Here is a 23,942-nt window from a genome sequence, read left to right as displayed (position 1 = left end):
ATCTCGGCCCAAACTTTTAGCTTTTTAATGACATATAAATTACACACTATGAAATCCATTAAATTAAATCTTAAAACATTATTGGTTTTTGTCACACTTATATTTTTATACAGCCCTGTGGCCATGGCCGGTAACGGCATCACCTTATATACCCCGTACACCAATATTTCGGTACCACCGGGAGAATCTATCGATTATACCGTTCAGGTGAAGAACTACGGCAGCCAACTAAGGGATGTTGAAATTAGTCTTACGGGCCTACCGGAAGATTGGAGCTCTACCTTAAAGGCCGGGGGCTATACCATTAAACGAATAGCTGTGTTGCCCGGTGAAAAAAAAGACATCGATTTAACGGTAAACGTACCGTTGAAAGTAGAAAAAGGAAAGTACAATATTAGATTGATCGCAAAAAATTATGACGTACTTCCCATTACCATAAACGTATCGGAAGAAGGAACTTTTAAGACCGAGTTCACTTCCGATCAGATCAATATGGAAGGGCATTCAAAATCTAACTTCAATTTCTCTACAAAATTAAAGAACCACACGGGCGAAAAGCAGGTATATTCTCTATTGGCAGCACCACCTCGGGGCTGGAACGTAGCCTTTAAACCAAATGCCAGACAGGCGACGGCGGTGGAGATAGCACCTGGAAAAACGACTAATATCAAAGTAGAAGTAACCCCTTCTTCAATAGTAAAAGCAGGTTCTTATAAAATACCTTTGAAGGCTACCAATAAGTATACCACGGCCGAACTAGAACTAGAAGTGGTGATCAAGGGCTCTTATGATATGGAGCTGACCACACCCACAGGGCTATTAAGTTCCAGTATTACTTCTGGAAGAGAAAAGAAAATGGAACTTTTGGTAAGAAATACCGGATCCAGCGAATTAAAAAATGTTACGTTTAGCTCTAACAAACCTAAAGACTGGGAAGTTTCTATTGAACCAGATACCATACCCCATATAAAAGCTGGTGGACAAGAAAAAATTACGGCTACCATAAAAGCTGCCGACAAGGCCGTTCCCGGAGACTACCTACCAAAAATTACGGCCAAGACCCCTGAAGTAGCCTCTACCGCAGCTATCAGGTTTTTAGTAAAGACCCCTTTGTTATGGGGCTGGGTAGGTATCTTAATTATACTTGGAACATTAGGGGCCATTTATTACCTGTTTAAAAAATACGGAAGACGATAATGGCAGAAAAGAGTATAGAAATAATTGGATTGACGAAAAAGTACGGGGAGTATGTTGCGGTAGATAATTTGACGCTCTCTGTAGAAAAAGGCGAGATTTTTGGGTTGTTAGGACCAAACGGGGCGGGTAAATCGACCACCATTCTTATGCTTTTAGGGCTTACCGAAATAGATTCCGGTAGCGTAAAGGTATGTGGTATAGACAGTAGCAAATATCCTTTAGAAGTAAAAAGAAAGGTCGGCTACCTACCCGAAGATGTCGGTTTTTATACCGATTACACTGGTTTACAAAATCTGATGTACGTGGCACGCCTTAACAATATCCCTATAGAAGAGGCCCAAAAGACCGCCTTGGAAACTTTGGACGAAGTAGGTTTGACAGAAGCAAAAGACAAGAAGGTCGCCAGTTATTCTCGAGGAATGCGCCAACGCCTAGGACTCGCGGACGTGCTGATAAAAAAGCCAAAAGTAATTATACTCGACGAACCCACCTTAGGACTTGATCCCGAGGGGGTAAAAAAGTTTCTTCAACTGATCGTAGATCTTAGTAGAAAGAAGGGAATTACCGTTCTGTTCTCTTCGCACCATCTACACCAGGTACAACAGCTCTGTGATCGGGTAGGCATTTTTGTCAAAGGAAAATTATTGGCCGAAGGAAAAATCAGCTCCTTGGCCGAGCAATTGTTCTCTAAAAACGCCCACACCCTTGAAGGATCTGTTGCCGAAACGGAAAAAACTTCCCTATCAATGAAGGAACTGGCGCAGAAAATGGAAGAAATGGAAGGGGTCGCCCAAGTGCAGATGCACGATGGGCGATTTGTAATAACGTCTAAAAAGGACATGTCGGTACCGGTATCCCGTTTAGTCGTTAATTCTGGTTACGGCCTTCATTCCTTAAGTAAGAAGGAATATGGTCTGGACGATATTTATCATCAATATTTTCAGGAAGAAAAACAGATATGAAAAGTACACTATTAAAATCGGGGATAGATAGGCTAAATACTATCATAAAGATTCCATCATTCAATTTTCCGACAAATCCCTTTCGTTTTCTTAGGAAAGAAACCGCCGAAAACGACCGTTCGTTGGTTTTAAGTCCCTTTAAGGCCATGGTACAGAAGGAAATAACCGACCACATTACCAACTGGCGTTTTATAATCCTTTTCGCCATTATAACCTTGGCCTGTTTGGGGACTCTTTTTTCTACTTTGTCCGACGGAATGAAGGTTCTTGTAAACAATAATTCGGAAAACAATTTCTTTTTCTTGAACCTGTTCACCAAATCGGACGGCACTTTGCCTCCCTACTTTGTTTTTGTAGGGTTCTTAGGCCCCTTGTTCGGGATAAGCCTCGGCTTCGACGCCATAAGTTCGGAGCAGAACAGGGGAACCTTAAGCCGTATCTTGGCACAGCCCGTTCCCAGGGACAGTATTCTTAATGCCAAATTTCTGGCGGGTATCATCGTAATCAGCCTTATGTTCTTTACTTTAAGTTTCTTGGTCATGGGCTCTGGATTAATAGCCATCGGCATTCCTCCAACGGCAGAAGAATTTATGCGTATTATCGTGTACACGATACTGAGCATTGTATATGTTTCCTTTTGGCTGAACCTGTCCATACTTTTTTCGGTACGGTTTCGGCAACCGGCCACCTCGGCACTATCGGGCATAGCAGTATGGTTGTTCTTCACTATATTCTACCCTATGATCGCCAATCTGATCATTAAGGGATACGAACCTTCGCAATACGCCTCCCCAAAAGCCATCTACTTCTACCAAAAACTGAAATTCTATTTAGTCCAGATAATGCCAAACGAGCTGTTCGATGAAATTACCTCGGCCATTTTGGTACCCTCGGTACGTAGTTTGGGCCCCTTGACCATGGAGCAGATGCAAGGGGCCATCCCTAGCAGCTTGCCCCTAGGGCAGAGCATTTTATTGGTCTGGCCCCAGTTTACGGGTCTCATTGCCTTGACCTTGCTGTGTTTCTTGTTGTCGTATATATTGTTTATGAAACGTGAAATACGTTCGAGGGGGTAATCTAAATTGAACCTAACTTCACCAATACAATCTGTAAAGATGATAGTATAGTATTACCTGTATTGTGATAATGAAAAAAGGACAACCGTAAAAAGTTGCCCTTTTTATTTTTATATCACCATAAAATTTAATGACTATTCGGTCACTGAAAATTTATAGATGCATACCGAATAATACTCCTCTCCCGGATTTAATATTGTTGAAGGAAAATGAGGGTTGTTTGGGCTATCTGGAAAATGCTGGGTTTCCAAACAAAAGGCTGACCTATATTTATATGCCCTGTTTGCTTTTCCAATGATAGTGCCGTCCAAGAAATTACCACTGTAAAACTGAAGTCCTGGTTCGTTCGTATATACCTCCATTACTCGTCCCGAAACGGGTTCAACGACCTTTGCCGCCCAATTAAGGGGTTTATTTCCGTTAAGCACCCAATTATGATCATAGCCCAGTCCAAATTTCAATTGCTCAAAATCATCTTCTATCCTCTTACCTATCAAAGTCAATTTCTTAAAATCCATAGGACTATGTTCAACACTTGCAATAATTCCGGTCGGGATCAACCCCTTGTCTACAGGTGTATAATAATTGGAATTAATCTGTAATAAATGATCGGTAATTTCTCCTTTTCCAGCTCCTTTTAGATTAAAAAAAGAGTGATGGGTAAGATTAACAACCGTAGTTTGATCGGTTGTGGCCCAATATTCTATTTTTAGTTCGTTATTATCGGTAAGCCGATAGCGAACCTTAATTTCCAAATTACCAGGGTAGCCCTCCTCCATATGCGCCGACACGTACGTTAGTACCAACGTCTGCCCATCTGGTTGAACAGCGTTCCAAACGACTGCATCATACCCAATATCACCCCCATGTAAATGATTTTCCCCATTATTAGTGTTCAGCACGTATTCTTTACCTTCTAAAGTAAATTTTCCTTTTCCGATACGATTGCCATACCTTCCTATAAGTGCCCCAAAATATTTTTCCTTGGCCGATAAATACCCGTCTATGTCAGGATAACCCAAAACAATATCCTCATAATTACCATCCTTGTCAGGGGACCATAGCGAAACTACTTTTCCTCCATAATTTGTTATTTGGGCCACTAACCCACTACTATTTCTTAAAGTATAAAGTTCTACGGATTTTCCGTTAATCGTTTTTTGGAACCCTTTCTTTTTTATTAATGGAATTGTACCTTTTGACGATTCTTGTCCTACACAATTGAACATGCCTACCATGGCACATATTGTCATTAAAAATTTTAGAGTATTGTTCATCTTTTATTGGATACATAAATTTTATTGAACCGTAGGAAAAGCACTAATTCTTAAACGCGCAGCCCCCATTGGAATCAATTCTACAGTTTCTTCTCCCTCTTCTGAACTGACAGGACTATCCATCAACTCACCGACCAAACCATATGGACCGATTTTCCAATCCTTGATTTTTTTCGCTTTAACCTTTAAGACAATAGGACTCGTATCTGAGGTAAAAGGGAAATTATTTTTAGGCCATGACCTTTTTTCTATCTCAAAAGAAGAGGGTAGATCATCATTTAAGACCAAGCCATAATTCCAATCGGTCGTTGGGTGTATTTCATAGGATGGCCAATCTTTTACGTTAACTCCTTTTTGCCATTTAGAATCGTGTTGCACGTTTTCTTCGGTTCCCTTTTCTATATATTGCTCCCCTATTTTAAGAGAAAAGGTCAAGGGTCCGTAATTTACGCTTACACTATTATGATTCTCTTCCCATGTTTTCACCTCTATTTCTTTGGGCAATACCAATGTCACCTTGTCCCCATTTTTCCACACACGATCGATCTTTAAATATTGACCCGCTACAGGTTTGATTTTTAACTCATCTTCGTTTAAGGCAACGGTCGCTTCTTTGGCCCAACCGGGAATTCTAAAATACAAAGGGAACCGGGCCTCTCCATCCATATTTACATCAAAATTCAACGTATCATCGAACGGATAGTTTCCTGTGCTTTTTATTACGACCTCAGAGCCATCGCCTACCAAGGCATTTACCGTATTAGAGGCATATATGACCGCTGCCAACCCATTATCGGGAGTCGCCATCCATAGATTTTCACTAAAATAGGGCCATCCTTGGGCATGGTTATGTTGACAACATCTAGAGCTAAAAGGGTTCATCATCAAATAAGGTCCGGGGTTATCAATACCGGGACTATGATTTTTACTATCATTGATTACCATATTGGGACTGGTTATATATCGCAGACTTCTAAAATCTGGTGCTACAGCTGCGGGGTAGGTATTAAAAGCGACATCTTCCACATGATCTGCCCAAAAAACATCCCCTGTAATTCTTAACAAATGTTCATCGGAGTTCATTTGTTCTACCATACCACAAGTTTCTACCCCTTGTCTAGGATCATCATATCCAGGTCTACTGTTTTCGTCTGACCCGAACATTCCTCCCGGAACTTGTCCAAAATACTTTCTAACAATATTAAAATTGTCATAGGTCGCTTTTAGGTCATTTTCATCCCCACTTACAAGATAGTATTGGGCCGGTTCCCTAAAACCTTGGGCAACATTCACATTGTGCCAATCTATTAAATCTCCGTACCAAGCTGGCCATTCCATCCCAGGCCTTATTTCTTTCGGGTTTCCTATATCTTCAAGAGCATGCCCCCGTTTGTTCCAGGGTGCCGTATTTCTATGCACCTTTTTCGCAAGGTCCAATAACCAAGGTTCGCCGGTACGGTTATACAACCATAAGACACTATGTAGGTTATCGCCTCCCCTTACCCGTTGCCAATACTGGCTTTCAGATAAAAAGTCTTCGTCTGGAACACTAAGTTGAAACTTAAAGTAATTTATCATTAGCGTTATTACCCTTTCATCACCAGAATACTCATAATAGGATTGCAAGCAATATAGCATGATCATATTTGCCCAATAGTCTCTTTTTTTCAGTTTTTCAGCCATTCTCTCTTCCGTTCTACTTTCTTCGGACATATAGCTTTCCCATGCCAATGAAGGTCCAAAAAAGCCATTTTCCTGTTGACTGTTCAATGCACCCTCAATCCAAATTTTGGATTCTTTAATCATTTCTTCATCTTCCAGGATATAACCGATATTGGCATATCCCTTTAACCAATACGGAACTTCTTCCCAGCCCCATTCTCCTTGTCCGTCTTCACTTAACCAGGCATTGTTTTCTTTTTGAAGCCATGCACTTATGTTACCCAGATTTCCCGTTAAGCCAGATCTTTGACGCTCCATAAACTCTAACAACCATCCGTCCGGTTTAATTTTACCTACTGGTAGTTTAATTAGTACACTTGGTTTTAAAGGAGCCCTATTTCCTATATAATGTAAATTGGTACTGGCCGAACTCGGTGTTTTGACCACTTCTACCTCCATAAAATTATCATTCCCTGTTTTTTCTCCACCACAGCCTATGACCAATAAAAGTACGAAGCTGATTATAGGGTAATATATTTTCTTTATTTCTTTCATGTTCCCCGATATTTTAGATTCTATTATTATTTTATGTTTTAATACTAACTGCCAATATTCTCGTACTGCACATCCACGTCCAGAATTCCTGATGCCGCTTTGTCCCTTAACTTCATATTGATTCGAATTGAATTACATTTTAGTACCTCGGCCGGATGCACCACATTGTATTCGTCCTTTTTTAAAGAATAGGAGTCCGTCACATATAGATCAAATTCTTTCCATTTATCATTCACCAAATATTCCAACGACCATTGAGAAGGTATTTTTACGGTATCGCCATTATCGAACCAGTAAACATTTATACTTCTGATCTGCTTCGATGGATCTAAATCTATTTCTACCCATTGTTCGTTCGAATTACTGTCACTGATCCAAGAAGGAATACTTTTATCATTTGAAGACATGGGCCTAAGACCATCCGATATGGCTTCTAAACTTCCTTTTTGAGCTATTGAAAAAGCCCTGACACTTTTGTACTTACCTCCTTTAAGAGTTTGTCCATCTTTATACTGCACCATTTCTGTCCGGGTAGGAAACCACACCCTCATTGATGAATCTCCTCGATTATTCCATGCATAATAGGGTATCATCTTAATTTGTTTTTCTCTTGTACCCTTGGCATCCCTAATTTTTCCGTTAAGGGAAACGCTTGTTACATTCTTTAAAATTCCGTCAGATATTCTTTGATCTATTACCTTGTTCTGTCCAAGATCATCTATTAAAAAGTGTTGTACAGGCTGTTCGTTATCGACCCCTTCCGCACAATATACCAAAGGCCCTTTTGTCACCGCCACACGCCCTTTGTCGGCCTCGACCATTTCTATTGCCGTATTAAACCTAACCGGCATAGGTAATGTCAACTCTACCTTATCTCCAGGTTCCCACGACCTATCTATAATGGCGAATCCTTTTTCAAAAGCAACGGAAACAGCTTCTCCATTGACCTTTAATTGCCAATCTTTTTTATTGTCGTTTACATAACTATAGAGCTTGCCCGGTACAAATTGGTCTCCTGTCCAGGTGGGTATTCTGAGTTTAAGAACAAATCTTTGAGCTTTTTTTGGCGTTAAGAGTAATTCTATTTTCTCGTCATAAGGATAGCCTGATTTTTGTTGAATAGCCACAGCACCTTCTTTAAGTGGTATTATTGAAGAGCTGCTTGCATAAAATGTAGTATAGATTTCATTATCGTTATAAGAATACATCATTCCTGAAACCTGAGGTATCAACCTTGCAATATTAGATGGGCAACAAGCTGTTCCGAACCAAGGTGAGCGCCCTGCTTTCCCATGATTAAAAGGGGTTTCTCCATCAGCTTCCAACGGGTTTACATAAAAGAACTTATTACCCTCTATGTTTACACCGGCCAATGAGTTATTAAAAAGAGCGATTTCGGCAACATCCATGAACCGCGCTTCCTTGGTCAGCAAGAACATTCTATAGTTAAAAAAAACATTGCCCACAGCGGCACATGTTTCATTATAAGCCTCTTTGTTGGGCAGTACATATGCGGGCCCAAAGCCTTCTATACCATGAATAGCTCCTAAACCACCTGTAATATGCATTTTGGTATCGGTAATATCATGCCAAATATTATTCAAGGCATTGTTATATTCGTTGGTATTCGTCAACGAGGCAACATCTGCCATTGCCGAATACAAATAGGCCGCTCTCACGGCATGGCCAACTGCCTTGTCTTGTTCGGCAACCGGTTTATGCTGTTGTGAGTAGGTAGGGTCCATTACTCCATTACCTTCGGGCTTATAGGTCTTGCCTCTGATATCCAAGAACTTTTTAGACATATCCAAGTACAGTTTTTCTCCTGTAACCCTGTACAATTTTACTAATGCCAATTCTAGTTCCTCATGACCGGGAGCTTGAAGTATCGGCTCCCCATTATTATAATTAGGGTCACCTTCAAAAAACACCTTATTGATATGTCGGGCATTTTTTTCCACTACTTTTAACCATTTAACCTTTCCCGTAGATTGGTAATATGCAATGGCAGCCTCGTACATATGCCCCATATTATAAAGCTCATGACTGTGTAGCACCCATGAGTACGGTTTGTCTCCCATACCTGCGCCTCCCCAATGACTAGCATCTTTTGAAACCCCTGTAATATGGGCCACATATAAATACCCATCTTCTTTTTGCGCCTTGGCAATAATATCTATAATACTATCCATCCGCTTTTCAAGCTTTGGATCCGGATTTTCTCTAAGGATCAAAGCCGCACCTTCCATCACTTTATAAAGGTCAGAGGAAATATACCGGTGCGGAAAGGGAAGATCTGTAGAATCACCGGCCAAAAATTGGGCCGCCTTGCTAAGATTTTCGACTGCCGGCCTCGTTTTATCCAACGCAAAAGGCACCAATGTCTTTTTTTGTGTATTTAGCCTAGGAAGCCAAAAATTATCTTCCAATTTTACTTGGTTAAAGGGAACAGGTGTAATCATTTGACCTGTATCCCCCGTATTAGGATCGAGCGTCGTATTTGTTCGCGAATTACACCCCCACAGCACTGCCGCCAATACCAAAAACAGGGATAAAATTATCGTAGCTTTTCTCATTCTTCACATTATTTTAAATTGAATAAAATTTGTTGGCGTTCATATTTTTTAGAAGAATCGGGTATAGAAAACTCTAACATATACTCGTTTCGTTCCTTACTTAACACTACTGCATTGGTTATCTTTTTGATTTTCATGTTCGACATTACCTTAAATTGATAGGTATGTCCAGGTATACCTTCCACCTCCACGACAAACGTTTTATCCGAAAGATTTTGACCTATAAGTTTTGCTCCGACATTCTTGTCTCCCGGTTTTGGGTCATTTATTATTGGAAGCGCCCCGATACCCTTTTTATGAACAATGTTGACCTCAACAGCGTCTGCAATTGCTATAGGACTAAACTTCACCTTAATACTTTCTGCACCTTTTTCTGTTGTATACTCTGTTTGTTTTCCGTCTATCGTTACTTTTTCTATAATGGTCCCAAGAGGTAAGCTTGTAGAAAAATTCAATGTTGCCCGACTGCCCCCTGTAGACCAAAAATGATATGTTGTAGACTTGTCGGTCTTATCTAGCCTAAAATTGATATTATGGTCACCGAATTTGATATTCTCTACTTTTACCTTGTTCCAGTTCCAAGGAAAATTTGGTTCCAACGACACACTATGGTTCAAGGCATCGGGAGAGAGCCCCAACATTCCCTCATAAATAGGTTGTAACACCATAGTTTCCGACCACCCTTGTTGGCTACACACCCCTGCCGGTTTATATTCACTACCGTTCAAAGTTTCCTCTACACCTCCTAAGTTCCAATCTTCATAGATCAAAAGATTGCTCATTATATGATTATAGGCACTAGCATAATTTCCTGTCTTATACTCCGCCAAAGATGCCCATCCTCCAAAAAGTGGCCAAACCATTCCGCTATGATATGAACCTGGGTGAAATTTTTTACTATTCTCGGGCAGTATCCTTACTCCCCAATCTGTCGAATAAAAATTGGATGCGAACGACTTTGCCGTTTTCATAGCCTTATCAGAATCGGTAACGGCATCTAGATAAATAGGCACTCCACTCAATACAGACTCTTCTTCCATAAAAGACCCATCCTTCATCTTACCAACATAGAAATACTCCTTTTCACTATCCCAAAAATCATCATCTATACTTCTTTTAACCTCTTTTGCATCACTGGCATATGAACTTGCCAACCCAGGCTCCTCTACGGTAGATGCCATATAGGATGCCGCATCCAGTGCCGCCGCCCAGCAACCTGCCAAATACACTTCTGTATGGGTGCCGAACAAGGCCCCTCCTTCTATCCAACCATGGCCTACATCTGTAATTTCGATAAGCCCATCACCATCAGTATCCGTACTATAACAAAAATCCATGGCTCTTTTTATAGAAGGCCATATTTCTTTAATGAACGCTACATCTCCAGAATATTTAAGGTAATGTGCCGCAAGAACTACGTACAACGGTGTTGCGTCTGAGGCGTCATAATGTACCGCGCCACTTGTGGTAAGTTCATGGTATATTTTACCGTTCAGACTTTGATATTTGGCAAATACCTTGAGCATTTTTTTAACCTGTTCATGGCCTCCATAGGCATTCACGGCAAAAGCACACCATTGCCCATCCCTTCCAAAATACCACGAATATCCGGGTCTACCACTAATTTTTTGCCCTCCATCCCAACCACGCTCGGTTGTTCCGAGTCCGGCCACCATGGTTGTACCAATACTAGGAGTTTCTTGAAAAAACTGATCGGAGTGAAGTAAGGCCCAACGATATCCTTCATTGAATTTTTTGTCGGGAGTGGTCAACATTAAACTGGACTTGAGCAAATTGTTATAATATTGAGATGCCTTTTTGTACAAAAACTCGAAGTCCTTTATACTTTCGGCATACATATCACCTGCTTTATCGAGTCCCTGCTCATCTGCTGTTAAATATGCGCTCAACTTGCCGTTCATCTTTTGTGCATCGAAGCTAAAAAAACCACTCACCTGTTTGTTCTCGGTTTTTATACCCGACGCTCCATTATCTTTGAACACGAACCCGTCATACTGCCCCATTACAGAATTTTCAGGGCTATTACTGAACCCCATAATACTGACCAAGGTATTTGATTGGGCCGTAGCTACCGCGGCATTCATTTCAGGAGACCATGTATAACGGATCGTAGAAGCGACTCTTTCCGAATAGGGCCACATATATCTAAAATTGGAAGTATAGGTCAATACTATCTTTTCTATTTCGCTACTCTCCCATTCATAATGAATAACAGCTACAGGGTTATCAGGCGAAACAGTTACTATTTCTTTTAAAGAACCCGGCCCCAATTCATATTCCCTGACCAACAACTCTGGTGAAGACGTTATTGAGGGTGTTAGATCGTTCAACCAAACAATCGATTTTTGCCCTTTTAACTTAACACCTGTAATTACATCCCTGAAAGACATAAAGGGATTGGTCCATATTTCGTCTAGCCCTCCTTTTTGTTTTCCTACGGCCATCATTCTACGCCCGGTAAGAATAACCACATCATCCGAGGCTTTTTCTTTTTTAAGCGCTATTGATGCTTGGGGCAAACTCCATTCGGTAGCGACCGGTGCATCAATAGTTGGTAGCCCTTTAGTGAACCCAACAACTTTTTGCGGGGAATAATCCCAATTATTGGCTTTTACCTCTTTAATATTACCCGCGGTATACTCCAATATATTCTCATAAAACTTGTTTAGCTGTGCACGGTTATAATTCTCTTTGGCAAAATAGGTAAAGGCCCCAACTGCTATTATACTCCCTTTTCCCAACCGGTATTCCATAACCAGTTTATTGTCTTCATGAAATGTAATATAGGTCCACTCCACACCCAGTACTTTCGCAATTGTCGTATCTGGCAATTGATTACCAAAGAACCCTACTTTGCGTACAATATGGTCTTCCTTACTTTTCCATGGATAGGACCCTCCGTGCATTCCATCAAAAATTGGATGGGATTTAAATCCATGAAAACCCAATGGCCTGCCAAAGCCATCGTCCGTAACGGTATCGTTCTCTATTTGGTACGCGTTTTTCTCTATACCCCACTCATTTAATAATCGCACCGCCTCCATTGAAAGAATAAGGTGGCCTCCGTTTTTTACGAATGTTTTTATTTTATCTCCTGTGGCCTTATCATTATATACACCATGGTTTTTCTCCATTTGATGAATCCATAAATGGGTATAATCTTCGTTTTTAATTTCTTTTTCCCTAATTATATCGTCTTTGATATAGGTAGTTCTAAACTGTTCTCGTTCCGACAAAAACCTACGAACGGCCATTGCTTCTTCCTTCTCGAGTCCTGCTCCCAAAAAACCTACATGGATAGGATCATTATCTTTGGTTTGGGCTATGCCATTGGACATACAAACAAATAGCAATAAAAAGAGGTATTGATTTAATTTCATTTTGGTCGTTTTCTGTTTTTTTAGATGTTATTTTCTTGATAGGTTATGATATCCCCTATGTCTAGGTAAACTTTCTTGTGAGGGTTCTTCACTCTTAATTTTAGGGTATGTCTGCCTGGCGGCAATTGATATTTAAAAAACAACTCATAGGAACGTTCTGCAAAATCTAGAGGAAGATCCATTGTTTTTATAAATTCCCCATCGATAAAAAAATCGACGTTTAAATGATATCCATTCAATGTTTCCTCAGTTGTTTCAAGCGCATATTTATCTTTAAAATCGGTATTCCACGCCCTACCCTTTAACACTACACCAATACCTTGAAAATCAATTTCATATTCTTGTTCATCCGCAAATTGTATTGTTTTGTTCACTTTAGACCTTGAACCCAAGGCATGCCCCTTAAAATTCTCCTCTAGAGCAGCGGGCTTAGGTTCTTGCAATATTATTTTAAGATCGGATGCCGATTCCTCGCCCCCATTTTTTAAAATGGTTTCTACAGCATGATCATAGCTTAGGTCGTATACTTTGTTCAATGAAATTTGGGTATGCATAAAGTTCATATCTTCAATAGACGCCAACCCTTTGGACCAATACTCCGGAATATTATCATAGCCGATAATAGTGCCGATAATGGCACCTGCAGTAGCAGGGTTACAGTCAGAATCTTGTCCGCACCTAGTTGCTATCTCCATGGTCTTGGACAAATCGCCATTACCATATAACAAGCCTATTACTACGTAGGCCGCATTAATTTTCGCATCAATATTATAATCATGGAATACTCCGGAAGGACACCCAACATCGTCTCCCCACTTAATCTCTGTCATTTGCCAATTTTTCTTCCAATAGTTGGGAAACTTTCGATGCCATTCCACTACATCTGAAATACATTGATGAAAAGAACTCTCTGCCGGAATCAATTTTAAGGCATTATCTATAATCAACGGAATACTATCATATACAAAGGCATTTGCATATAGCCCTGCTACGAAAACCCCTCCATAATACCCGTCTCCATAATTCATTATATGACCTACTTTATCACATAACTCCAATGCGCTATTGGGCATCCCCGGATTCATGATACCAATAAAATCCGACTCTATCTGAAAATCGATATCATCTGCGTGTGGATTATTCGTCCAATGGCCAGTTTGGGGCGGCTTTAATCCTTGCAAATAATTGTATCGCCCTTGTTGATTGGCATGCCATAACCAAAAACGGGATTTCGCATACGCGTCTGCATGTGCCTCTGCCGAGGCGTTCAATCCTTTCTTGTCCAACACTTCAACAAATGCCAGGTCCATATAAATATCATCGTAAAGCCCAGGCCTTTGGGTCATCATATGATACAAGGTGGTGTCTGTCCAGATAATGGGTATACTATCATCTATCATTCTTTTCTGATAAACGAACTCTGTAGGCCCGCCATAGGTAACTCCGATGGTCTGGGCCGCCCATGCTCCCTTAATCTTATCTTTGAGAATGGCCTTTGAAATGGTAATCACATGCTCTTTTGAAGGGTTTTCATTTTTTGGGTTACAAGCAATTACCAGTAACGACAGAATGCACAATATAATTAGTGGTCTTTTCATTTTTACAAATCTTTTACACATCTAAAACCGACAGTCGCATTTCTTTCAAAACTTTGAGAAACCCTTAAAAGATGTTCTCTATAATGCAATTCTCTAGGTCCGCCTTGCACGTACCACCAGCTAGAGGCCGGGTTGTAGTACGAGCCGCCTTTCATTAAAATGTAGTCATAAGAACCACTCTTGTACAGATCATTGGTCATTTGCCAAACGGACCCCACCAAATCTTCCAGTCCGTATGGGTTGGCCCCTTTTGGATATTTACCTATGGGATCCATCTCTCCATTTCCCAAATTGCAATACTTTTCATCAATGCCTTTGATCTTAAACACGGTCAAGGTTGCGGTAATGGACTCCTGTTCTCTATAAATATCATCTGTTTTATTCGACCACGGCCATTCCCTGCCGTCTCCCGCTTGTGCTGCATATTGCCACTCCAGTTCCGTAGGCAGTCTTTTTTTGGCCCATTTGGCAAAGGCCTTGGCATCTTCATAACTAACATAGACCACGGGAAAATCTTTTTGCCCTTCGGGGATGTTACCACCTGTCCAATGCCTTAGAAAATTATCTTCATCGGCAGGGCGATAGTCGGTAGCATCGATAAATTTTTTAAATTCAGCATTGGTAACTGGGTGTTTGTCCATTAGGTAGCTGTCCATTTCAAAAACTTGCCCCTCTCTGTACATTGGATAAGGTATAAAACCATCACCATGGGTACCTTTAAAAGTAAATTGGCCCTCTGGTATTCTTACCATTCCCTTTACCTTCTTCTTTATCTCTGTTTTTTCTACCACGCTGGCCAGCCTGGGCGTACCTGGTTTTATATTTACGACATTCTCATCTTGTAAAATGTCGTTTTCAAAAAGCTGTATGACCACTTTGCCCTCATACCTACCCAAGTAGTCCAATAACCTTATGGTGTGTTGGCCCACTTCCAGTTCTACTGCCTTCTTATCGTACGATGGTTCTCCTGCCCATATTTTTATGACGGAACCAGTGGAAGCGGATACCCGCAACACATCGTTCTCTAAATCTGTATCGAGGAGTTTGGGAAGCTTGGCAATACAATCCACTTCGCTCTCATTATTACTTCCTAAATAAGATTTATTAAAAGCATCGGTTTCTACTTCAATATAATACCTGTCATCCTTTAAAACCGGATCTACTTCTTTATGATGCCACAAATCGACAAAATGAAAATCTTCTTCTACATCTACTTCGAACAACACTTCTTTGAATCCCTCTGGAATTAAACTAAAAACAGTATATATGGTCTTTTCGTCCAAAGGCCACTCGTTAACATATATACCATCGTGAAGCGTCGTAATCAACGGTGTATATGCGCTAGAGCTAAAATTCGGAGAGTTTTCCCTGAGAATTCTACTGGTTCTTCCCAGATACTTATATTGTTCGTTTACCCATGAAGGCTGACCTGGAGCAAAAATATTCAGTTCTGTACCATGCCCATTGAAAAAGGCCAAAGCGAATTCTCTTTTTATGGGTTCTTTAAAAAGCTCACCAACCCTAAATAGAGCAAACTCTGGCTTAATAAATTTATTAAGGTTTAAAAACGGGGGATAGTACAGTGCATTATGCACACGGCCCGAAACAATACCCTGCATGTCCTTAGGTACCGCCATACCTTCACTATACATAATAACTCCTTCTTTAATGCTATCTGCCGCATCTTGATATTCTTTGCTCGATGACCCTTTGGTATCCAACACTACGCCATCGGCATCGGTTTCTTTGATCAGGTCGGCTATACCCGACATATGACCTTCTTCCCTAGAGCTTTCATCCCAAGGGTTATAGCAGAGAAAAAACACTGTACCATCTTTTCTAAATTCGTTGGCCAATTGCTTTATTTTTGGTAATCCGCCGGGGAGTTCCCTAAATAGATCAAACTGATTTCTTTGATCAGTGCCCAAAGTAGGCCATGTCGGCCATAGGCCCAATGCGTCATCACCACCATACAATCTTCTTCCCCTTGCCAAGAATTCATTAACCGTATAGCCTCCTTTTTGAGAATCGTAAAAATTTTTGTCCCAAGACATTATGAGATGAATAACATACGCGTTCCGTATCCATTTTAGGTCTTCTCTTTCATAGAGCGAATTATCAAATTCCTCTACGTCGTACAAGTGCCTCTCTTGAAATATTCTTCTAAGGCCATTTTGCCACCCCCCTTTATATAGCTCGGCATATAGGACATAACTTACGGACCCACCTGGTCCAACAAGTGTCTCGAATCTTTTTGCTTGAGCATTTTTTAAACTCTCAGGGTCTCTTCTGGTAAGTGCGCAAATTGATAGGTCCCCATCGATATTTGTTCCCGAATACCCCAATTCCCATGCATTGTCGGGTACGATAACATTTACAGGAATACGATCGGGCCTAAACAAATGGGTCCTAGACAAATGATTATCTCCTTTTCCGGTTATATAAACCGTTTTATTCTCTATACCCAAGGGAACAACATTGGAAAGTGCAACGGTATCGGCAGATCTATTTGTAAACGTAACAACAGCCTTATATCCTTTTGTAAAATCTTTATCGGGTACTACATTAAATGTAATTGCCTTATGGGGATCCCCTTTTTTACCATCCACTTCGTAGGAAACAACAGGTACGGGACTGGCTAAATCCAATTTCTGATTCAATGACCCTATCAATCCATCGACCTCTTTTCCGCTCTCACTTACTACTATGTCCTTTAGATTTTGCGCATTCATTTGAGAGGCCAATAGCAGCCCTAAAATAGATATTAATAAACGCATAGAATTGTTCATGTTTATGAAGTATTAGTTGGTTATTTGATTTTTCTACTATCCGCAGTTACGGTTTTTGATCTTTGATGTTCATGGGTGTGGCATGCAATTAATCTACCTTAAAGACTTTGAGTTTGTCATTGTTTCTGCTGATAAGAATCAGCCTTTCATTAAAAGCCGTTGATATCTGTGCAATATCGCGGGCTTCTCCCGATATTGAAAAACCTGATTTCCGATTATCGACTACTTTCCAATTACCATGATCTTCTCCCTTTATAAATTGCCCGTACGAGGCATCTTGTTTTCCTAGCCCCACTTGATTTCCATAAAAATTCCCTACAGTTAAAATGTCTTTATAACCATCATTATCAAAATCATCTACTATAAAACCATGAACAGATGATTGTTGCACTTCTATGGGCAAAGGCTTAACAAGAAAGGAACCTTTTCCTTGGTTTTCTAACATCACCGACTCAAACGTCTGTACCTGCCATCGTCCGGCCCCATACAGGTCTTCATTTTCAAAAACTTCCTTAAAAGAATCCTGGGCGTAACTTTCATAGGTACGATATACTTTTTTTATGGCCACCAGTTGTCTAGACAGTTCATCCATGCCGTAGAAAGGTACTTCTATCCCATTTTTATAATGCGTTAATATGGGATCTATACTTGAGTTTAGGTCAAAGTCTTTTACATATAGGTTGGCGGGCAATTCTGCAGTCGCCTTTAGGTAAGAATTTAAACCTCTATTGCCTGCCAAAAGATCTTTATCCCCATCATTGTCCAAATCGGCCAATTCTATAGTATTCCACCAACCTGAAGTATTTTCAATTTCTCGAATACCGACCGTACCCCTATTCAATTTAATAAAGGTAATCGGCATCCAATCCCCTACTACCGCCAATTCTTTTTCTTTCTCTAACCAAACGGCATCAGTAACCATACCTAGTTTAAAATCACTACTAAAGATCTTTTGGGTAAAATCATATAGTCTACCTACCCCATCTCCCAATAGCACTCTACTTGCAGGGTATTTACCATAGGCTCCCGGTACCGAACGCCCGCCCACGAACAGATCGCTTACACCATCTCCATTAAAATCTGCCTTTACTACACATGAACCATTAAAACCCAGTTGGGGATGGTTTTGTGATTTTTGAAAACTATTATCACCCTTGTTAATATAAAGCCTGTCCCTACCAGTAATATCCTTCAGTACCTCTCCACTACCGCTAACAACATATAGATCTAAAAACCCATCACTGTTAACATCGATAAAAACAGCCTCGACATCCTCTTCTGCACGATCTTTATAAAAGACCTCGCTCTCTACTTTCACAAAAGGAAACTCAGTATTGTTCTGTTGGATAAACAAAGAACCTTCTTGGTTTTTTGCTCCACCGATATAAAGGTCCTCCAAGCCATCATTATTAATATCCCCCATGGTTATCCTAGGACCTTCTGTAGAAATCATTTTGGGTAACAAAGCCTCGTAATCGAAATCTATATATTCGTTCTCCCTATGCGTAAAATCTATCCCCGTCGTAGTTTTGTACGTACTAAAAACAGGAGGCTCCACATTGGCTACTACACCTACTTTTTTCGCTTGTGAATAATCGAACATCATCTCTGTATCCACATCAAGGTTTCGAAACAATTGTTTTTTACCATTCTTCCAATCAACCTCTATACTATCTATTTTTTTATTTGCGCCTAATCCAAAGGTCAATGATGGTTCTACCGAGGAGAGCCATCCTCTAACCGGTGACAACTCTTGTATTTGAACAGTATCTCCTACCCATACAGAGACCCGGGTTCCAATACCATCTTTATTGCTATCACGACCCTGTAGTTTAATTTTCAAAAAATGTATATCCGCCCTATCCGTTGCCGTGTTCCTATATAAACTAGCCTTTGAACCAAGGTTGTTAACAACAAGATCTAGGTCGCCATCATTATCGAAATCAGCATAGACCGTACCGTTAGAGTACCCTTCTAGATCAAGGCCCCATTTTTCGGAAACATCCTCAAAACCATGGTCGCCGTTCTTAAAGGCCATATTGGGTACTTTTCCATCGGGCATTTTAGACATTACTTCCTTAAAGTCTAAACTATCGGAGTTAAAGGATGCGCTGGAGGTATAATTGATATAATCCAAATCGTTGGGCCTATGGGGAATACCATTGGTAATAAAAATGTCTTTCTTACCATCTAAATCAAAGTCGGCCAAGAGTGTTCCCCAACTCCAATCGGTGGCATCAACACCATAAAGCTCTCCTACCTCGCTAAAATTAGAATATGGCCCAAAAAGATTGCCCCGATTGACCTGTAGCATATTTCTGGCAAATTGATCATGATAACCATAATCACGTTTAAACTTATAAATGCTATACGAATCGGGCGAAATGGATTTTTTAAGTATCTCTTCATCATAAGGCTTCATGTCGAGGGTGAAAATGTCTAACCAACCATCATTATTAATATCGGCAAGATCATTACCCATTGAAAAAGTAGAACTATGGCCTATAGATTCGTTTATTCTTTCTACAAATGTTCCATCTCCCTTGTTAAAATATAGGTAATCGTTCTCATGAAAATCATTGCCAACGTAGATGTCAGGATAGTTATCGTTATTGATATCACCAATACTTACCGAAAGTCCATACCCCATGGCCCCACCATATATACCGGCCTTATCGCTAATATCATAATAAAAACCATCTTGGTTCTCATACAATCTATCTCCTCCTAAACTATCTCGTTGTGTTCTATACTTGCTGGATTTATAGGTATTAGGAGTCTTAATGGACATATTTACCAAAAACATATCAAGATCACCATCTAGATCATAATCGAAAAAAGAAGCCTGTTGTGAATAGGATCGGGCATTTAACCCATATTCCTCCGCTTTCTCGGTAAATGTGCCGTTCCTATTATTTATAAAGAGCTGATTGCCCCCTTCCATGTTCATAAAACCATGCAAACGACATACGTAAATATCTTTCCAACCATCGGCATTAACATCTACCATGGTTACTCCGTTCGTCCACACCGATGCACCTATTGCCCCTGCAACACCGGCCCTATCGGTCACATCCTCGAAAGAGAAATCCCCTCTATTTATATATAGTTTATTAGATTGTTGGTTGGATGTAAAATAGATGTCGGGAAGACCATCGTTATTGACATCCCCCACAGCTACACCCCCACCATTATACATATACAGGTAATCTATAATACTCAGTGACTTGGTTTCATTGATCTCATTGGAAAAATCGATACCACTCTCCCTTTCCGATACCTCTTCGAACAAGGTATCGCGATGGCATGAGCTAATTGCACCTTGTAAAAAGGCTACAGCACAAAAAAGCCAAAAGTGGTTAAGTCGTATTCTTATCATTTTTCTATTTTCAACAGTTCAAATAGTTGCGGAGCCATATTGTTTCTACCGGCAATCAGTATTGATTTATCTTGTACCTTTAACTTGGCAAAATCCCTTATTTGTCCATCTAAGAGCAGCCCGGTATTTATGCTATGTTGCGTTTTGTAGTCTGCGTTGCCCATTCCTTTAAGAAAAGCACCATAACTGGCATCATACCTGCCTACCTCGGGTTTTACCCCATATAAATTTCCTCCCAAAAGCATATCCTTTTTTCCATCTTGATCAAAATCTTGAACCATGATGGCATACAAAGGTGCTATTTGTGCCTCTTGAGGTAATTTTTGTATTTGAAAAGTACCGTCACCATTGTTTATCAATGAGATACTTTCCAACATGGTCACTTGATGTATTTCGGATGCTTTTAAAATTTCTGGAGAAAACAGATCTTCAATAGTCTGATTTTTATATGATTCGTATTTCAAATACTTCTTTTTGAGATGCGGAAGCTGCATTACCAGATCATGACGCAGTACGGTAGGGTAGGCCGTGTCACCATTATAGGTACAGATAATCTGCTCTACCGTACCATTTTGATCAAAATCGTTAATATAGCACGATATAGGTTTCTCTTTACTTGCGCTGAAACGGGAATTTAACCCATGGTTGCCCACCACAAAATCTATATCCCCATCACCGTCCAAATCTGTGGCCTCTATGGTATTCCACCAACCGCTGGTGTTGTCTAGGCCAGATCCGACACCTACCTCTGCAAACTTTCCGTTGGTATTCTTAAAAAGTTTGATCTTCATCCATTCACCTACCACAACAAGATCATCATCACCATCACCATCATAATCTGACCACACCGCATCGGTGATCATGCCCGCCCCCAACATTTCGGGAGCCAGTTCTTGGGTATTATTTTTAAAGTTTCCTTTTCCGTCGTTTACCAATAGGTAACCATTTTGTGCCACCCCCAATAACCTAGGACGTAATCGCACCCCAACAAAGAGATCTAAATCACCGTCTTTATCAAAATCGGCCGCCTGAATCACAGAAGTACTTTCGGGCTTTCCCGCTGGCAATATTTGATTTGACCTACTATAGTTTCCGTCCCCATCGTTCAGATAAAGCCTATCTACCAGGGTAAATGAATTAACGGAGGTTTCATTGCCCCCACTGGTTACATACAGATCCAAATCGCCATCGCCATCGGCATCGAAGAACAGCGAAGAAATGTCTTCAGCATCTTTATCCTTTTCCAGTAATTTCTTGTTCGTTCTTAAAAAACCACCATTGGGTGTTTGTACCAATAAGGTACCAGAGTAGCCTTGGGCCCCGCCCATATATACATCATCTAACCCATCGCCGTTTACATCGGCAACCGAAAGCTTGGGGCCCTCTGTAGATTTCATGTGATATATTAACCGATCCCTATCAAAATCTACATAATTGTTCTCTTTATGAGGATAGCCGGCAATGGCCAAGGTTGTTTCTTTAAATGTTGGATCCCAGATCTTTTTATTATGAGCCAATTGACTGTTTTCAGATTGGTCTTCTAAAAAAGTTAAGTTTTGATTACTATCTACATCAGTTAACAAGGTCTGTTTACCATAGGGCCAATCAATGATCAGAGTATCTACCCTACTAATGGCACCAAGTCCAAAATTAAGTCTATCATCAATAGTGGACTGAAATCCCCTGATTGGGTTCTGTTCTAAAAAGAATAATTTACCCTCTGCTTTTAAGGTAACCTTTGCCCCTATGGCAGATTTATTACCATGCGCCCCCTTAAGCTCTACCTTAAGATAATTGTTACCGGTCTTCTCAGAGTTGTTACGATAAACGAACAGGGGCATATTCACATTGTTGACTACTAGATCTAAATCACCGTCATTATCCAAATCTCCGTATGCAGCTCCGTTAGAATGACTTGGTTCTTTTAGCCCCCATTTTTCACTTACATTTTCGAAATTAAAATTTCCGTCGCCACTATAAGCATAGTTTGAAATACGGTTTACCGGAATTATATTTATCAGCTGCTCGTAATCTACCCCATCTTCTTGTATGACCATACGGGCCATTTCTTCATTTGATATGTATTGTAAATAATCTTGGTTTAGAATATCTTGGGCAAGACCATTCGTAATATATAGGTCTTTATCACCATTATTGTCCAAATCTGTTATTAATGCACTCCAGCTCCAATCTGTTGCTTCTACCCCACTTAACCTTCCCATTTCGCTAAAAGTCAATTCCCCGTTAGATCCTGGGCCATTGTTTCTATGTAACATATTTCGGGTAAACTGGTGGTAGTAATCGTTTTTTACGTTATACTGATATTTATCCCAATTCTCAAAGGTCATTGTTGTCTTAAACCTCTCGTCGCCTTCGGGCAACATTTCCGAAACAAATATTTCCGGGTAGCCATCTCCGTTCAAATCTCCGGTATCCGAACCCATTGACGCCCCACTTATAGATTTCATCTGCTGCACCAATTTTTCTGTAAAAGTGCCATCGCCATTGTTCATGTATATGTAGTCTCTCTCAAAGAAATCATTGGAAATATAAAGGTCCATCCATCCGTTTTTATCCAAGTCAGATACCGAAACCCCCAAACCAAATCCTATTTCACTTCCATATATACCAGCTTCTTCACTTACATCGATGAATTTGCCATCATCGTTTCTTAGCAACTTATCACCACCCAACTTGTCTTTCACAAGGCGTTCATTTCTCTGTAAGTTAAAACTACCAATGGCACGATATGAATTGTTCAACAGATAAACATCAAGATCTCCGTCTTTATCATAGTCAAAAAAGGCGGCATGCGTAGAATAGCCCGCATCGGCCAGGCCCATCTCCATTGCCTTGTCGGTAAAAGTGCCATCACCATTATTAATAAAGAACTCGTTTTGCTTATTGTCCCCTTTTACATCGCCGGAGTTACACACATAAATATCTAACCATCCATCTGCATTGACATCTATCATAGACACCCCTGTTGACCATTCTCTGGTTCCCCCTACCCCTGAAACATCGGTAACATCTTCGAACGTAAGTCCACCCTTATTAAGATAAAGCCTATTAGGCAGCAGATTGGCGGTAAGGTAAACATCTGGCAGGCCATCATTATTTACATCTCCTATTCCTACACCACCTCCATTATAGTAATTACGGTATTTGTAAATATTAAATTCATTTGTATAGGTAAGTGTATTCTCAAAATCCAACCCCGTTTCTTCGGCATTAAGTGCAGTAAAAAGAACAAGCTCTTTTTTTTGATCTTGTGCTTGATCACAAGACCCTAAGAACAGCGCCCATAATGTTACCCATAATGTGCTTAATAAATAGAAGCGTCTATTATTAGGGAACAAAAGAATACGGTTATATGGATCTTCTACATTTTTCATATTTCATTTATATAGTAACACTCTATAGGCCCACCTTCTTCTCTCGGAAGTTTTTTCATGATCAAAAGAGTAAAG

11 protein-coding genes are annotated in these 23,942 nt (G+C 40.3%); 3 read left to right on the top strand and 8 right to left on the bottom strand.

Features of this window, described 5'->3' with window-relative positions:
* The first annotated feature begins 48 nt into the window (after positions 1-48).
* Genes J8L85_RS05105 through J8L85_RS05095 form a run of 3 tightly spaced genes read left to right on the top strand, consistent with a single transcriptional unit; the run spans position 49 to position 3,235 of the window.
* The gene (locus tag J8L85_RS05105; protein WP_211015185.1) at positions 49-1,197 is read left to right on the top strand and encodes an NEW3 domain-containing protein; all 1,149 of its coding nucleotides are present in this window, start codon (positions 49-51) and stop codon (positions 1,195-1,197) included.
* Entirely contained in the window at positions 1,197-2,159 is a 963-nt protein-coding gene (locus J8L85_RS05100) for an ABC transporter ATP-binding protein (protein ID WP_211015183.1), read from the top strand. The genes J8L85_RS05105 and J8L85_RS05100 overlap by 1 nt, the downstream gene beginning before the upstream one ends.
* On the top strand, positions 2,156-3,235 hold the full coding sequence (locus J8L85_RS05095; protein ID WP_211015181.1) for an ABC transporter permease: 1,080 nt from the start codon (positions 2,156-2,158) through the stop codon (positions 3,233-3,235). Before J8L85_RS05100 ends, J8L85_RS05095 begins: the two co-directional genes overlap by 4 nt.
* A gap of 134 nt (positions 3,236-3,369) precedes the next feature.
* Here J8L85_RS05095 and J8L85_RS05090 read toward each other — a convergent pair whose 3' ends face one another.
* The 8 genes from J8L85_RS05090 to J8L85_RS05055 form a co-directional block, all read right to left on the bottom strand.
* Complete coding sequence (locus J8L85_RS05090; RefSeq protein WP_211015179.1) at positions 3,370-4,512, bottom strand: aldose epimerase family protein; 1,143 nt, start codon at positions 4,510-4,512, stop codon at positions 3,370-3,372.
* 21 nt (positions 4,513-4,533) lie between these two features.
* Positions 4,534-6,729 (bottom strand): beta-L-arabinofuranosidase domain-containing protein, encoded by a 2,196-nt coding sequence (locus tag J8L85_RS05085; protein ID WP_247656558.1) that lies wholly within the window; start codon positions 6,727-6,729, stop codon positions 4,534-4,536.
* 44 nt (positions 6,730-6,773) lie between these two features.
* The gene (locus tag J8L85_RS05080) at positions 6,774-9,305 is read right to left on the bottom strand and encodes a beta-L-arabinofuranosidase domain-containing protein (protein ID WP_211015177.1); all 2,532 of its coding nucleotides are present in this window, start codon (positions 9,303-9,305) and stop codon (positions 6,774-6,776) included.
* Between the two features lie 8 nt (positions 9,306-9,313).
* Positions 9,314-12,706 carry a GH116 family glycosyl hydrolase gene (locus tag J8L85_RS05075; protein ID WP_211015174.1) on the bottom strand — a complete coding sequence of 1,131 codons (3,393 nt, stop codon included), beginning with the start codon at positions 12,704-12,706 and terminating at the stop codon, positions 9,314-9,316.
* A gap of 20 nt (positions 12,707-12,726) precedes the next feature.
* Positions 12,727-14,304, bottom strand: a complete 1,578-nt coding sequence (locus J8L85_RS05070; protein ID WP_211015172.1) for an ADP-ribosylglycohydrolase family protein — start codon at positions 14,302-14,304, stop codon at positions 12,727-12,729.
* 2 nt (positions 14,305-14,306) lie between these two features.
* The gene (locus tag J8L85_RS05065) at positions 14,307-17,081 is read right to left on the bottom strand and encodes an SUMF1/EgtB/PvdO family nonheme iron enzyme (RefSeq protein WP_211015169.1); all 2,775 of its coding nucleotides are present in this window, start codon (positions 17,079-17,081) and stop codon (positions 14,307-14,309) included.
* Positions 17,082-17,181: 100 nt separating this feature from the next.
* Complete coding sequence (locus J8L85_RS05060) at positions 17,182-20,472, bottom strand: VCBS repeat-containing protein (protein WP_211015167.1); 3,291 nt, start codon at positions 20,470-20,472, stop codon at positions 17,182-17,184.
* A complete protein-coding gene (locus J8L85_RS05055) occupies positions 20,469-23,867 on the bottom strand; it encodes a VCBS repeat-containing protein (protein WP_211015165.1) in 3,399 nt (1,132 codons plus the stop codon). The genes J8L85_RS05060 and J8L85_RS05055 overlap by 4 nt, the downstream gene beginning before the upstream one ends.
* Between the last annotated feature and the right edge of the window lie 75 nt (positions 23,868-23,942).

Origin of the sequence: Maribacter sp. MMG018 (assembly GCF_018100785.1) — a bacterium.
In the GTDB taxonomy this organism is placed as follows: Bacteria; Bacteroidota; Bacteroidia; order Flavobacteriales; family Flavobacteriaceae; genus Maribacter.
This window is presented reverse-complemented; position numbering and strand designations above follow the sequence as displayed.

What these genes read in the sequence shown, in the direction of transcription:
- J8L85_RS05105 (WP_211015185.1), top strand. Translation starts at nt 49, where the DNA reads ATGAAATCCATTAAATTAAATCTTAAAACATTATTGGTTTTTGTCACA.
- J8L85_RS05065 (WP_211015169.1), bottom strand. Translation starts at nt 17,081, where the DNA reads ATGCGTTTATTAATATCTATTTTAGGGCTGCTATTGGCCTCTCAAATG.
- J8L85_RS05060 (WP_211015167.1), bottom strand. Translation starts at nt 20,472, where the DNA reads ATGATAAGAATACGACTTAACCACTTTTGGCTTTTTTGTGCTGTAGCC.
- J8L85_RS05070 (WP_211015172.1), bottom strand. Translation starts at nt 14,304, where the DNA reads ATGAAAAGACCACTAATTATATTGTGCATTCTGTCGTTACTGGTAATT.
- J8L85_RS05075 (WP_211015174.1), bottom strand. Translation starts at nt 12,706, where the DNA reads ATGAAATTAAATCAATACCTCTTTTTATTGCTATTTGTTTGTATGTCC.
- J8L85_RS05090 (WP_211015179.1), bottom strand. Translation starts at nt 4,512, where the DNA reads ATGAACAATACTCTAAAATTTTTAATGACAATATGTGCCATGGTAGGC.
- J8L85_RS05080 (WP_211015177.1), bottom strand. Translation starts at nt 9,305, where the DNA reads ATGAGAAAAGCTACGATAATTTTATCCCTGTTTTTGGTATTGGCGGCA.
- J8L85_RS05085 (WP_247656558.1), bottom strand. Translation starts at nt 6,729, where the DNA reads ATGAAAGAAATAAAGAAAATATATTACCCTATAATCAGCTTCGTACTT.
- J8L85_RS05095 (WP_211015181.1), top strand. Translation starts at nt 2,156, where the DNA reads ATGAAAAGTACACTATTAAAATCGGGGATAGATAGGCTAAATACTATC.
- J8L85_RS05055 (WP_211015165.1), bottom strand. Translation starts at nt 23,867, where the DNA reads ATGAAAAATGTAGAAGATCCATATAACCGTATTCTTTTGTTCCCTAAT.
- J8L85_RS05100 (WP_211015183.1), top strand. Translation starts at nt 1,197, where the DNA reads ATGGCAGAAAAGAGTATAGAAATAATTGGATTGACGAAAAAGTACGGG.